Origin of the sequence: Streptomyces sp. ActVer (assembly GCF_027270795.1) — a bacterium.
Lineage (GTDB): Bacteria > Actinomycetota > Actinomycetes > Streptomycetales > Streptomycetaceae > Streptomyces > Streptomyces umbrinus_A.
This window is the reverse complement of record NZ_JAPWHT010000293.1, coordinates 1-13,155: the sequence shown is the minus strand read 5'-3', so window position 1 is coordinate 13,155 and position 13,155 is coordinate 1. Positions and strand designations below refer to the sequence as shown.

Sequence of the window (13,155 nt, the reverse complement as noted above, 5' to 3'; positions counted from 1 at the left end):
GGACATGGAGAAGACGGTCCCGATGGACCGCCTGGTCTGTGGCGACGTGGGCTACGGCAAGACGGAGATCGCGGTCCCCCACGCGCGCGTGCCGGTGCCGAAGCGGCCGGCAGGAGCAGCTCCCACGCGGCGGCCCACTCCGCCGCTCCGGGCGTATCCGGACTGGTCCCCGATGACGTCATGGAAGTGGACCTTAAACCGGGCCGCCGCCCTTCATAGCGTCACGGGCATGAACGCCACCACCACCCGCGGAGCCCTGCTCGCCGCCCTCGCCTGCGTCCTCGTCGGAGGCTCCTTCACCGCCAACAGTGTCCTGGGCCACTACCCGTACGCGGGCGGTCAGTTCGTCCGCTACGGCCTCGCCTGTCTGCTGCTCCTGCCCCTGGTCGGCAGGGGCGGCGCGGCACCCCTGCGCACCCTGACGCCGGCCCAGTGGACCCGGCTCGCGCTGCTCGCGGCCGTCGGTATGGTCGGATTCAACCTTGCCGTGATCGCGGCCGAACGCACCGCGGAACCCGCGGTGCCGGGTGTCTTCGTAGGCTGCGCCCCGGTCGTCGTGGCCGTTCTCGTACCTCTCCTGGAGGGCCGTCGGTCCCAACGGATCGTCCTGTACGGGGCGTTGCTGGTGGCCTGCGGTGCCTTCGCCGTCCAGGGGTGGGGACGCGCCGACGGAGCCGGAATCGCCTTCTCCTTGTGCGCGCTCGTCGGGGAGGTCGGCTTCGCGGTGCTCGCCGTGCCCGTGCTGCGGCCGCTCGGACCGCGACTGCTGTCCGCCACCGTGTGCGGAGTCGCGGCCGTCGAGTCGGCGGTGGCCGGGGTGATCGTCGACGGCCGCGCTTGGCTGCGGACGCCCGACACCACCGAGACCGCCGCCCTGCTGTGGCAGGCGGTGATCGTCACGGTCATCGGCTTCGTCTGCTGGTACATGGGCATGCAGCGCATCGGCCCGGAGCGCGCCACGCTCTTCTCCGGGCTCATCCCCGTCGCGGCGGCCTGCACGGCCCCGCTCGTCGGAACGGGCTCCTACGGGACGCCCCAGGCCGTCGGCAGCGCCCTGGTCGGTGCCGGAGTCGCCCTGGGGGCGGGCGCGTTGAGCCGGTGGCCGCGAGGCAGGTCAGCGGCTGCCGTCCAGGACGACCCGGGCGACCAGCGCCGGATCGTCGTTCATCGGGACGTGCCCACAGCCGGGCAGCCGCACCAGCCGGGCCCGCGGAATGACCTGCTTGGCCCGGATCCCCTGGCGGCGCACCAGAATCCGGTCCCGGGTGCCCCACGCGACGGTGACGGGAAGTCCGGGGACGTCGTCGGAGAACTGCACCGACCCACCGGCCCTGAGCGTCTCGGCGAATCCCTGGGCATTGGCCAGCGCGAGGGTCTCGGCGACGACCGCCTCGGGTGAACGGCGGGCCGGGCGCGCGTAGATGCTGCTGGTCAGCACGGTGCGGCCCGCCGCCGACCGGGACAGGCGCTCGACCATCGGCAGCGGCATGCTCCGCGCGGCCGCCCGCATCGCCTGCAGCAGACCGAACGCGTACCGCCGCTCGACGGGAGACCAGAATCCGGCGGGCGACAGCGCCGTGACGGACCGTACGAGCTTCTCGCGGCCCAGCTCCAGGGCGAGCAGCCCGCCCAGGGAGTTGCCCGCCACATGCGGCCGGTCGAGCTCCAGCGCCTCGCACAGCCCGCTGGGCGCGGCGTTCATCGTCGACAGGTCGTGGGCGAGTCCGTCCGGCAGCGCGGGCGACTCGCCGAAGCCGGGCAGGTCCACCGCGATCACGTCCCGCTCGGCCGCCAGGATGTCGACGACCGGGTCCCATGCCTGCCGGTGGTGGCCTATCCCGTGCAGCAGCAGGAGCGGTTCGCCGCTGCCCACGCGCGCGTACGCGAGGGTCACGGTCCGCGGGCCACGCGGAGAGGGGACGCTGAAGGAGACCGTGGCGGACATGGAGCTGCTCCTCGTCTGATGACCGGCTGACTCCTAGACACCTTGTCAGCAATTACTACCGACGGGTAGCCCCCGGATGTCGTCAACCTCCCGGGCGCAGGGCCCTCAACGCCTTCCGCACACCTCTCGACCGGTGCCGTACGCGGGGCCGGAGTGTGCGGGACCACCCGTTATTCGCCTGGACACGACCCGACACGTCGGGTTGGGATGGTGCCGTGGCTACCGACACCGTGACCGAGGTATTCGAAGAACACCGGCCCGTCCTGACGGGCGTCGCCTATCGCATGCTCGGCCGGGTGGCCGACGCCGAGGACGTGGTCCAGGAGGCATGGCTGCGCTGGTCCGGCGCCGACCGCTCCGACGTACGCGAACCGCGCGGATACCTGGTGCGCGTCACGACGCGGCTCGCCATCGACCGGCTGCGGCAGGTCCAGTCCCGCAAAGAGGCCTACGTGGGGCCCTGGTTGCCCGAGCCGTACGTCACCGACTTCGGGGCCACCGTCCCCGACACGGCGGAGCGTGCGGTGCTCGCCGACTCCGTCTCCCTGGCCGTACTCGTCGTCCTGGAGTCCCTGTCGCCGCTGGAACGCGCGGTGTTCGTGCTCCGGGAGGCCTTCGGCTATCCGTACGCGGACATCGCCATCACGCTCGACCGCAGCGAGTCCGCGGTGCGACAGCTCGCCGGGCGGGCCCGTCGGCACGTCGAGGAGAAGCGGCCGCGCTACGAGGTCGACCCCGCCGAACAGCGCGATCTCACCGAACGGTTTCTCGCCGCCGCGACGGAGGGCGATATCGAGGGGTTGATGTCCCTACTGGCCCCCGACGTACGCCTGGTGGGCGACAGTGGCGGCCTGGCCCAGGCGCCGCTGCGGGTCCTGGAGTCGGCCGACAAGGTGGGCCGCTTCATCGCCGGAATCTCACAGAAGGGCGTTGCGGACGCGTCGTTCCGCTTCCTGGAGGTCAACGGCGGACCGGCGCTCCTGGTGCTGTCCGACGACAAGCCCGACAGTGTCCTCCAACTGGACGTCGTGAACGGCCGGATCCAGTGCGTCTACATCATCCGCAACCCTGAGAAGCTGCTGTCGCTCGCCGTCGACTGACACGATCCGCCCGGCCCGAGCCCCCGTCCACCAGGCGGGGGCTTTGCCTTTGTGTCACCGATACGGCGCATCGCGAACGCCGCATGAACGCTCTGTGTAAACACGTCTGTGCGAGCTGTAACGGATCGAGGATTGGTCTTGACCAAGGGTTGAGGCCGCCATATGGTCGCAGGGATAGTGCAGGAACCTTTAATAAACAAGGGCGTTAAAAGCCGCCGAGACACGGCGATTGCGGAGGACACGGTGGGGACCACGCAGTTGGATACGGTGCCGGAGCCCAAGTACTGGCATCTCAAGACCGTGCTCAGCGAAGCACTGGACTCCGAGTTCTCGGTGGGCGAGATCCTGCCCAACGAGCGTGATCTCGCAGCCCGGTTCGGCGTCGCCAGGGCCACGCTCCGCCAGGCCCTGGAGCAGCTCGAACTGGAAGGCCGGCTCCAGCGCCGCCGCGGAGTCGGCACGACCGTGGCACCGCCGCGCATGGGCGTGGCCGTCGGCCCCGAGCAGCACACGTGGCCGGGCGCGGCCGGCGACGCCTGGCAGCTCGCGGACTGCGCGGTGGCGGTCCCGCCCTCGGCGGTGGCGAAAGCCCTGGAGACCGAACCCGACGAGCAGGTGCACATCGTGCGCCGCTCCCGGGTGACGCACGGTCAGCCCGTCGCCGCCGAACTGCTCTACATCCCGGCCGCCTCGGTGCCCGACCTCTCCGGAATCGACGCGCCCTCGGGAGCGGCACGCGCGCGTGCCGTGCTGCGCGAACTCCAGCGCCTCGGCCTGGAGAGCCAGGACCGCTCCGTGGAGCTGGGCTCGGCCCGCGCGGACGACGCCAAGGAACTCGACCGGCTTCCCGGCGCGCCCGTCCTCGTCGTCACGACCCGCTTCGTGGCCGAGGGAGGCACGGCGGCGGCCTCCGTCGCCACGTACCGCGCCGACACCTGCCGGCTGACGTTCGGCGACTCGGGCGGCGTGGAGATCCACCACGACCCGGAGCGCCGCGCCTCCTGACGATCCGCCGCTCGAACGCGTACGCGTCGCGCCCCGGGACTCCGGGTCGCGACGCGTTCCGTTTCCTGCGTCCGGGACTCGCTCAGCGGCGTGCCGTCACGGTGCCCTCCACCGCGAAGAGCTGCTCCTCCACATGGTCGATCGCCAGCCGCAGCGCGCCCGTCGCCACCGCGGCCTCGCCCAGGAGCGACAGCGTCACGCGGGGCGGCCGAAGACAGTAGCGGGCCAGCTCCTTGCGCAGCGGCTCCAGTACGCCGTCGATGCCCGCCGCCCAGCCGCCGATCACCACCAGCTCGGGATCGAGCGCCAGGACGAGCGCGGCCACGTCGTGGACCAGACGCTGGATGAAGCGGTCGACGGCCGCCAGGGCCCGTTCGTCGCCCTCACGCGCGTGGGTGAACACTTCCGCGACGGCCTGCTCGTCGAGGGGATGCAGCGGCTCGTCGGTCGTGGACAGCAGGGTCTCCGGAGTGACCTCGCGGCCCAGCAGGTGGAGCGCCCCGATCTCGCCGGCCGCGCCCCCGTAGCCGCGGTGCAGCCGCCCGCCGATGAGGGATCCGGCGCCCGGGCTCAGTCCGGCCAGCACGAACACCACGTCGTCGGACTCGGTGGCCGCGCCCTTCCAGTGCTCGGCGACCGCCGCCGCGTTGGCGTCGTTCTCGACCAGCACCGGACACTTGAAGGAACGGCGCAGCCGCTCGCCCAGAGGAAGCCCCGTCCACTCGGGCAGCGCCGTACCGAGCCGTACGGTGCCGTCGGCCTCGACTATCCCGGGCGACGCCACGCCGACGGCACGCAGGGACCCCCGGGCGACCCCGGCGCGGCGCAGCAGCTCCGCGACGGCCGTACGCAGCCGTTCGAGCCGTTCGTCCGCCGAAGCGGTCTCGCACACGTCCTTGGCGAGCGAGCCGAGAATCCGGCCGTCCAGGTCCGAGAGGAGCGCGGCAACGCGGTGCGGGCCGATCTCCAGGCCCAGCAGATGGCCCGCCTCCGCCCGGAAGCGGAACCGGCGCGCGGGACGGCCCTGGCGCCGGGCAGCGCCCTCCTCGGCCGCCGTCTCGACGACGAGCCCGCCCTCGATGAGCCCCTCGACGACACCCTCGACCGTGGGCCGGGACAGCCCGGTCACCCGGGTGATCTCGGTGAGCGTCGCGAACTCCGTGGCGCGCAGCGCGTGCAGCACCACCGCGGAGTTGATCCTCCGAAGCAGAGAGGGATCCCCGCCGGTCAACCGCCCCAACGTCCGTCCTCCCAGCTAGTGCGCGTGTTGGTTGGGCGGATCGTACTCGGCGCGGCCGTCTCCGGCGAGTGCCGGGGACTCTCTCCCTGCACCGGGACCGCATCGGCCGGGCGGCCACGCACCCCGACTCGTACGCCGAGATCACCGACTGTGCACGGTCCCGCACTCCCAGCCTCGCCGGTACGCCGCTGACGTGGGACTTCACCGTCCCGTTGCCGACGCCCGACCGCGCGGGCGATCTCGCGTCGACGACGGTGCGGGCGTTGGTCGCGCTCCTGGCCGGGGCCGGGGGGCTTCGCCGTCGGGACGCGTGAACCCGAGGGCCCGTTGTCACCTGACGGGCCGCCAAGTGTCAGTGGTGACCGGTTTACTGGACTTCATGACCACTGAGCGACACCTCGCCACGATCGACGAGCTGTGCGTCCGCGACTTCCCCGCGGCGCACGGCTGGTCGGACATCGGCGCGGGGGGACCCGGCTACCACCTGGTGGTGCTGGAGACGACGCACGGCCTCGGGACGGGTGAGCAGGGGGAGCGGACGGAGATCACGGACCAGTTCATCGCCTACAGAGAGGGCGTCGCCCAGCGGCTGAACCAACGTTGGGGCGAGGCGTACCTCACGAGCCTGGACGGCGTCTTCCTGCGCTCCGAGGACCCGGACGAGCAGATACCGAAGCCGTGGGCCTACCTCAGCGCCTACGTGAGATACGTGGACCTGTGGGAGGCCGACGGCACCGGACGCTGGGTCGCCGTGGGGGTCTCGGAGCCGAGGGAAGGGCTGGAGGTCCAACTCTTCGCGCTGGTCACGGAGTTGGCCCCACCGTGACCCGTCACGCCTGCGCGGCCTCCCGCAACCGGCCGAACTCCTCCGCCATCGTCGCCGCCGTCCAATGCGCGTTCAGACCACAAGGACTGCTCGTTGGGGAGCGTGTACGAGGTCGGTTTAGCTCGATCGTGTGATGATCGGCTTCTGGACTTGTGAAGCCCTGGGCCGATCGGGGTAACGTCGCGGTGCGATCTGGGACGTCGAGTACGGTGCCAGCGTGCGGGGCCCCTGCTCCACCAGTGAGATGGTTCAGGGCCTCCCCGTCGCCTCTGGCCATGCTCACAGGCCAGGTCGTGAGGGACTCCGCCCACCTGGCTCGGACCACGGACAGGATCCGTGTCGCCGCCCGGGACGCGAAAGCGGACGACCAGTGCGCCCAACACCGTTCGGGGCGTGCGGCTGGTCGGGTTCATTCCCGCTCAGTCCCAAGGAACGGTTGGGCAGCACTCACACGTGCACCCGATCACCCGCGCCTGCGGCCGTCCTCGACGACAGCCGGTACAAGACGGTCGCAGGCGGGCTCTCCAATTCCGCGGGGGTGAGTCGCGTCAGAGGATCGCCCCTGGCGTGTAGCCCGCGGCCTCCGGGTGCTGCTTCACGATCTCCTCGATCCGGGCGACCACCGCGGTCACCTGGTCGGCGGCGGCACCCGTGAAGGACAGCTTGTCGGCCATCAGCGCGTCTAGCCCGGCCCGGTCCAGCGGGATGCGCTCGTCCGCGGCGAGCTTGTCGAGCAGTTCGTTGCGCTCGGCGCCCTGCTCACGCATCGCGAGGGCGGAGGCGACGGCGTTCTCCTTGATGGCCTCATGAGCGACCTCACGGCCGACGCCCGCGCGCACCGCGCCCATCAGCACCTTCGTCGTCGCGAGGAAGGGCAGGTAGCGGTCCAGCTCACGCGCGACGACGGCCGGGAACGCGCCGAACTCGTCGAGCACGGTCAGGAACGTCTCCAGCAGACCGTCGAGCGCGAAGAACGCGTCCGGCAGCGCGACCCGACGCACCACCGAGCAGGACACATCGCCCTCGTTCCACTGGTCGCCCGCCAGCTCGCCCGTCATCGAGGCGTAGCCGCGCAGGATCACCATCAGGCCGTTGACACGCTCGCAGGAGCGGGTGTTCATCTTGTGCGGCATCGCGGAGGAGCCGACCTGACCGGGCTTGAAGCCCTCGGTCACCAGCTCGTGCCCGGCCATCAGCCGGATCGTCTTCGCGGTGGACGAAGGCGCCGCGGCCAGCTGCACCAGCGCCGTCACGACCTCGTAGTCGAGCGAGCGCGGATAGACCTGGCCGACGGACGTGAAGGCCTGCGAGAAGCCCAGGTGCCGGGCGATCCGCTGCTCAAGGTCCGCGAGCTTGGCTGCGTCCCCGCCCAGCAGGTCGAGCATGTCCTGGGCCGTGCCCACCGGGCCCTTGATGCCGCGCAGCGGGTAGCGGGCGAGCAGCTCCTCGACCCGGCCGTACGCGACGAGCAGCTCGTCGGCGGCGGTCGCGAAACGCTTGCCGAGGGTCGTCGCCTGCGCCGCCACGTTGTGCGAGCGACCGGCCATGACCAGCTCGCCGTACTCGCTCGCGAGCTTGCCCAGACGGGCCAGGACGGCCACCGAGCGGTCGCGCATCAGCTCCAGGGAGAGCCGGATCTGCAGCTGCTCGACGTTCTCGGTGAGGTCCCGGGACGTCATGCCCTTGTGCACGTGCTCGTGCCCGGCGAGGTCGTTGAACTCCTCGATCCGCGCCTTCACGTCATGCCGCGTGACCTTCTCGCGCTCGGCGATCGAGGCCAGGTCGACCTGGTCGAGCACCCGCTCGTAGTCAGCGAGCGCGGCCTCCGGCACCTCGATCCCGAGGTCCTTCTGGGCCCGCAGCACGGCGAGCCAGAGCTGACGCTCCAGCCTCACCTTCTGCTCGGGGGACCACAGGGTGGCGAGCTCGGCCGAGGCATAGCGGCCGGCGAGGACGTTCGGGATACGGGGCTTTGCGGGCGCAGTCACGTGTCCAGATTCTACTGGCGGTTCCTGCAGGCCAGCGCCACGGGCCCGTTTGTCGGAAGCTACGAGAGCGCGGGCGAGCGGCTGGGAGGCAGCCGGCGGTGATCCGGATTCCTCGGTGGTGATCCTCTGGCGCTGATCCACGGATGCCGACCCGGCGGTCTACGATCCCGCGTCGGCCAGCTCCGCCAGGATGTCGCCGTGGCACAGCTCCGGCGCACACCAGCAGGCCAGCGTCCTGCCGCGCAGCTCCGGCACGAGGGCGAGCAGCTTGGGGCGTTCGAGGAGGTACGCCCGGTACTTGGCCATCACCTCGGCGCGGGTTCCGTCGCGCTTCTTGGTGGCGGTGTCGTAGGCGAACGGGTTGTAGAGCGGGTGCTGGGGAAGGTCCCAGTGCCCCATGGTCCAGCGGCGGCCGACGTACACGAGGTCCGCCGGGGCGTCTTGCAGGCGGGAGCCGAAGTCGTGGATGTGGCCCTTGAGGTTGATGACGGTGGTGGTCACGGCGGACTCCGTTCCCTCGGCGGGGCTGGCGGCGCTGGCGCGGCACGCGGGGTGGCGAGCCCGATCATGCGCCGCACGGGCCGCACACGCCACCGGCCGGCCCGCCGCCGCTGGGAGGCCCGCCACCCCCGGCCAGCTCGACACAGCGCCCCCGGCCCATGCCAGGGCTTACGCCCCCGGAGTCTCGTACGGCAGCAGCTCCGGTCGTTTCGCCGGGCGGCCGTCGCCCGATGAGCGGCCGGTGAGGCGGCGGCCGATCCACGGCAGTAGGTACTGCCGGGCGAAGCGGGCATCTTCGGTGCGGCGGGCGCCCCAGCCGGGCGGCGGGGACGGCGGCATGGGGGTGCGCCAGTCGGCGTCCTCCGCGTCGTACCCGAGCGTCTGCCACACCGCTTCGGCGACCCGGCGGTGTCCCTCGCCCGTCAGGTGCAGCCGGTCCACGTCCCACATCCGGGGATCGCCCAGAGACGGTGCCCCGTAGAGGTCGACCACGAGCGCGCCGTGCCGGGACGCGAGGTCGTCGACGCAGGCGAAGAGTTCCTCCATGCGCGGGCGGAACCGGGCCAGGACCGGGCCCTGGCGGCCGGGGCTGCGCATCAGCACGAGCTGTTTGCAGGCGGGGGCGAGACGCTCGACGGCCTCCTCCAGGAGTCCGCGGACCTGCCCCATGTCGCACTTGGGCCGCAGGGTGTCGTTGAGCCCGCCCACGAGTGTGATCACGTCGGGCTGCATGGCCGCGGCGACGTCGACCTGCTCGGCGACGATCTGGCCGATGAGCTTGCCGCGTACCGCGAGGTTGGCGTACCGGAAACCGGGTGTCCGAGCGGCCATCCGGGCCGCGAGGAGGTCGGCCCAGCCGCGGTACGAGCCGTCGGGGAGGCGGTCCGACATGCCCTCGGTGAAGGAGTCGCCGATCGCGACAAGACTGGTGTAGGTGGCATTCGTCTGCATGGCGGAAGAGATGATAACCCGTGCACATACCCACCGGTCTGCCGCCCGGCGCATGCCCTCCTACGCCGCCAGGCGGACGCCCTCCCGCGCCGCCCGGCACACGCCCTCGCGCGTCGCCCGCCCCGTCCCTCACACCGGCTGCCCGAACAACTCCCTCAGCACGTCCTCCATCGTCACCAGCCCCGCCAGCCGCCCGCCCGTACCCAGCACCGCGGCCAGGTGCGTACGGCTGCGTCGCATCGCCGTCAGTACGCCGTCCAGGGGCGTGCTCTCCCGGACGCGCGCGATGGACCGCATGTCCTGGACCCGGGACGGCAGGTCCCGCGGCATGGCGTCGAGCGCGTCCTTGACGTGGAGGTAGCCGACGATGCGACGCCCCTCGTCCACGACGGGGAAGCGGGAGAAGCCGGACTCGGCGGACAGCGCCTCCAGCTGCTCGGCCGTGACGCCCACGCGCGCGTAGACGACGCTTTCCAGCGGGAGCACCACGTCCCGCACCGGACGGCGCCCCAGTTCCAGGGCGTCGTGCAGCCGCTCCTGCGCGCGGTCGTCGATCAGCCCGGCCTCGCTGGAATCCTTGACCAGCCGGGCCAGTTCCGTGTCCGAGAAAGTCGCGGACACCTCGTCCCGCACCTCGACCCGCATCAGCTTCAGCAGGCCGTTCGCGAAGGCGTTGATCGTGAAGATCACCGGCCGCAGCGCCCGCGACAGAGCGACGAGCGGCGGGCCGAGCAGCAGCGCCGTCCGCACCGGTTCGGCGAGCGCGATGTTCTTCGGGACCATCTCACCGAGGAGCATGTGCAGATACGTGGCCAGGGAGAGCGCGATCACGAACGAGATCACGTGCCCGGTGCCCTTCGAAAGACCCACCGCGTGGAACACCGGCTCCAGCAGATGCGCGATCGCCGGCTCCGCGACCACACCCAGGACCAGCGTGCACAGCGTGATGCCGAGCTGTGCCGCAGCCATCAGCGCGGACACGTGCTCAAGTCCCCACAGCACACTGCGCGCCCGCCGGTCGCCCTCCGCGCCGCCTTCCATGGTCTGCTCGATCTGACTGCGGCGTACGGAGATCAGCGCGAACTCGGCCCCCACGAAGAAGGCGTTCACGACGAGGGTCGCCAGACCGATGAGCAGCTGTACGGCGGTCATCGCTCGCCCCCTTCACGTTCACGGGATTTCCTGGGCCGTTCGGACGGGACATCCACGACTTGCGGCGCGTGCATCAGCACCCGTGCGGCCCGCCGTCCCGACGCGTCCCCCACGTCCAGCCGCCACCCGGCGACCTCGACCGTGTCCCCCTCGGCGGGAATGCGCCCCAGCTCGGCCGCGATCAGGCCCGCGAGGGTCTCGTACGGCCCATCCGGAGCGCGCAGACCGAGCCGGGCCAGCCGGTCGATGCGTACGGAGCCGTCGGCGGAGTACAGCGTGCGGTCCTCGTCGTCCCTGCCGGCCGGGGCCAGATCGGGCGTCTCGTGGGGATCGTGCTCGTCCCGCACCTCACCGACGACCTCCTCGACGATGTCCTCCAGGGTGGCGACCCCGGCGGTGCCGCCGTACTCGTCGATGACGACGGCCATCGTGCGCTTGCCGGACAGCCGGTCCAGGAGCCGGTCGACGGTGAGCGACTCCGGTACGAGCAGGGGCTCACGCATCAGCGTCGACACGCGCGTACGAGCGCGATGGTCGGCGGGCACCGCGACGCAGTCCTTGATGTGTGCGACACCGACGACCGAGTCGAGGTTGCCGCGGTAGACGGGGAAACGGGACAGCCCGGTCGCGCGGGTCGCGTTCGCCACGTCCTCGCAGGTCGCCTGGACGTCGAGGGCGATGACCTGGACGCGCGGCGTCATCACGTTCTCCGCGGTGAGGTCCGCGAGGTTCAGCGTGCGCACGAACAGCTCGGCGGTGTCCGGCTCCAGGGCACCCTGCTTCGCGGAGTGCCGGGCCAGCGCGACCAGTTCCTGTGGGCCGCGCGCGGAGGCCAGCTCCTCGGCGGGCTCGACACCGAAGCGGCGTACGACACGGTTGGCCGTGTTGTTGAGGTGGCTGATGAACGGCCGGAACAGCGAACTGAACCAGCGCTGCGGAGTCGCCACCCGCTTGGCCACGGCGAGCGGTGAGGAGATCGCCCAGTTCTTGGGCACCAGTTCGCCGACCACCATCAGGAAGACCGTCGACAGGGCCGTACCGAGGATCAGGGCCACGGAGGAGGACGCGGACTCCGGGACACCGGCGGCCTCCAGCGGACCCGCGATGAGCTTGGCGACGGACGGCTCGGCCAGCATGCCGACGACCAGGTTCGTGACCGTGATGCCGAGCTGGGCACCGGAGAGCTGGAAGGTGAGGTTCCGTACGGCCTTGAGGGCGCCCGCCGCGCCGACCTCGCCGCGCTCGACGGCCCGCTCCAGCTCGCTGCGCTCGACCGTGGTCAGTGAGAACTCCGCCGCGACGAAGGCGCCGCAGGCAAGCGAGAGCAGCACCGCCACGACCAGGAGGAGCACTTCGGTCATCGGGTCACCTCCGTCCCATGATCGGCCACGGGCGGGGGAATCGCGCGATGACGGCACAGCGGGACGCCGTGCCGTCGGGTACCGGGAGGCTCGCCCATGGGCGGAGGCTCACACCTTTCCTAGGAGACGACTTTGCGGGGGAGACGACCGGGTCCCCCACGGACGGAGGATCAGGCACGCCCCGCGCTTCGGTCAGTCGGCCAGCGGCTTGACCCAGCGTCGCCAGTGGTCCTCGCGATGGTAGCCAGTGGCGGCCCAGGTGTGGTGTGCCTGTTCGTTGGCCTCCAGGACCATGGCGTCGACGCGGCGCCCGCCCAGGGCGGCGAAGCGCTGCTCGGCCGCTTCCAGCAGAGCGCTCGCGATGCCCTGTCGACGGTGGTCCGGGTGTACGGCCAGTCGGTACGCGGAGCAGCGCCATCCGTCGAACCCGGCTATGACGGTTCCCGCCAGAGCCCCGTCGCGCTCCGCGAGGAGCAGGGCTTCGGGGTCTCGTGTGACGAGGGCGGCCATTCCGGCGTGGTCGTCACTGATGCTGGTTCCTTCCGCGGCTTCACGCCAGAAACGCAGCACGGTGTCGATGTCGGCGAGGGTGGCGCAGCGGATGTGGAGATCACTCATGGGGCGAGCCAAGCAGAGCGCCGACCTGTCTGGCGAACGGTTTCCGTACCGAGTGATTGACCTCATGGATCATGAATCGATGGATCGTGAATCGTCGGTGTCGACGCTGGTGTCGGTGTCGGCGTGCTCGTGCCCGGGCCATGTCCCGTGCCTCAGGTTCGCCTCGGCGGCGGCCAGATAGACGGCCGTGGCGAGCCACCGGGTCGCGTACTGGTCCGGGTCGGCTCCGCTGTGACGCCCGAAGACGTCGAGGGAGCGGCGCCCGGCCACCGCGCCGAGCGCGGTGATCAGGTCCGAGCCGGTGACCAGCCCGCTGCGGCGCAGCACGGCCGCGTGGCCTTCGTGATCGTTCCCACGCGTGGACTCGGCGGCGATCCGGCGTCCACCCGTGACGGCCAGTTCGACCAGACGCCGGACGCGCCAGAGCGGCGAGTCGGCGGAAGGAGCGGCCCAGGAGGGGAAGCCGGG

At 71.4% G+C, this 13,155-nt stretch carries 12 protein-coding genes and 3 pseudogenes; 5 read left to right on the top strand and 10 right to left on the bottom strand.

The genetic code is table 11. From position 1 onward, the window contains the following. Window positions 1-4: 4 nt before the first annotated feature. Window positions 5-1,018, top strand: a pseudogene (locus tag O3Q52_RS35525) (EamA family transporter); the annotation flags it as partial. Between the two features lie 96 nt (window positions 1,019-1,114). On the opposite strand, the gene O3Q52_RS35520 reads toward O3Q52_RS35525, so the two are convergent. After that, complete coding sequence (locus O3Q52_RS35520) at window positions 1,115-1,945, bottom strand: alpha/beta fold hydrolase (protein WP_269652745.1); 831 nt, start codon at window positions 1,943-1,945, stop codon at window positions 1,115-1,117. Window positions 1,946-2,160: 215 nt separating this feature from the next. On the opposite strand from O3Q52_RS35520, the gene O3Q52_RS35515 reads away from it, so the two are divergent. Together O3Q52_RS35515 and O3Q52_RS35510 are read left to right on the top strand one after the other, a co-directional pair. Further along, complete coding sequence (locus tag O3Q52_RS35515) at window positions 2,161-3,045, top strand: RNA polymerase sigma-70 factor (protein WP_269652744.1); 885 nt, start codon at window positions 2,161-2,163, stop codon at window positions 3,043-3,045. A 243-nt stretch (window positions 3,046-3,288) separates the two neighbouring features. Continuing rightward, a complete protein-coding gene (locus O3Q52_RS35510; RefSeq protein ID WP_269652743.1) occupies window positions 3,289-4,050 on the top strand; it encodes a GntR family transcriptional regulator in 762 nt (253 codons plus the stop codon). An 82-nt stretch (window positions 4,051-4,132) separates the two neighbouring features. Here the strand turns inward: O3Q52_RS35510 and O3Q52_RS35505 are convergent, their stop codons facing one another. Next, window positions 4,133-5,290, bottom strand: coding sequence for an ROK family transcriptional regulator (locus O3Q52_RS35505; RefSeq protein ID WP_269652742.1), 1,158 nt, complete (start codon window positions 5,288-5,290; stop codon window positions 4,133-4,135). A 68-nt stretch (window positions 5,291-5,358) separates the two neighbouring features. Here O3Q52_RS35505 and O3Q52_RS35500 point away from each other — a divergent pair, with 68 nt between their 5' ends. Together O3Q52_RS35500 and O3Q52_RS35495 are read left to right on the top strand one after the other, a co-directional pair. Next, window positions 5,359-5,604 (top strand): hypothetical protein, encoded by a 246-nt coding sequence (locus O3Q52_RS35500; protein ID WP_269652741.1) that lies wholly within the window; start codon window positions 5,359-5,361, stop codon window positions 5,602-5,604. Window positions 5,605-5,669: 65 nt separating this feature from the next. Beyond that, complete coding sequence (locus tag O3Q52_RS35495; protein ID WP_269652740.1) at window positions 5,670-6,116, top strand: hypothetical protein; 447 nt, start codon at window positions 5,670-5,672, stop codon at window positions 6,114-6,116. Window positions 6,117-6,120: 4 nt separating this feature from the next. Here the strand turns inward: O3Q52_RS35495 and O3Q52_RS35490 are convergent. The 8 genes and pseudogenes from O3Q52_RS35490 to O3Q52_RS35455 all read right to left on the bottom strand — a co-directional run. Beyond that, window positions 6,121-6,204: pseudogene (locus tag O3Q52_RS35490) on the bottom strand (mismatch-specific DNA-glycosylase); the annotation flags it as partial. A gap of 460 nt (window positions 6,205-6,664) precedes the next feature. Beyond that, window positions 6,665-8,104, bottom strand: coding sequence for an adenylosuccinate lyase (gene purB / locus O3Q52_RS35485; RefSeq protein ID WP_269652739.1), 1,440 nt, complete (start codon window positions 8,102-8,104; stop codon window positions 6,665-6,667). A 159-nt stretch (window positions 8,105-8,263) separates the two neighbouring features. Next, window positions 8,264-8,605, bottom strand: coding sequence for a DUF4326 domain-containing protein (locus O3Q52_RS35480; protein WP_269652738.1), 342 nt, complete (start codon window positions 8,603-8,605; stop codon window positions 8,264-8,266). Window positions 8,606-8,773: 168 nt separating this feature from the next. Further along, window positions 8,774-9,556 (bottom strand): SGNH/GDSL hydrolase family protein, encoded by a 783-nt coding sequence (locus O3Q52_RS35475; RefSeq protein ID WP_266748872.1) that lies wholly within the window; start codon window positions 9,554-9,556, stop codon window positions 8,774-8,776. 129 nt (window positions 9,557-9,685) lie between these two features. After that, window positions 9,686-10,708, bottom strand: coding sequence for a hemolysin family protein (locus O3Q52_RS35470; protein ID WP_269652737.1), 1,023 nt, complete (start codon window positions 10,706-10,708; stop codon window positions 9,686-9,688). Then, complete coding sequence (locus O3Q52_RS35465) at window positions 10,705-12,069, bottom strand: hemolysin family protein (RefSeq protein ID WP_269652736.1); 1,365 nt, start codon at window positions 12,067-12,069, stop codon at window positions 10,705-10,707. Before O3Q52_RS35465 ends, O3Q52_RS35470 begins: the two co-directional genes overlap by 4 nt. Before the next feature lie 192 nt (window positions 12,070-12,261). Beyond that, window positions 12,262-12,687 (bottom strand): GNAT family N-acetyltransferase, encoded by a 426-nt coding sequence (locus O3Q52_RS35460; protein ID WP_269652735.1) that lies wholly within the window; start codon window positions 12,685-12,687, stop codon window positions 12,262-12,264. A gap of 69 nt (window positions 12,688-12,756) precedes the next feature. Next, window positions 12,757-13,155 (bottom strand): annotated as a pseudogene (locus tag O3Q52_RS35455) (hypothetical protein); the annotation flags it as partial.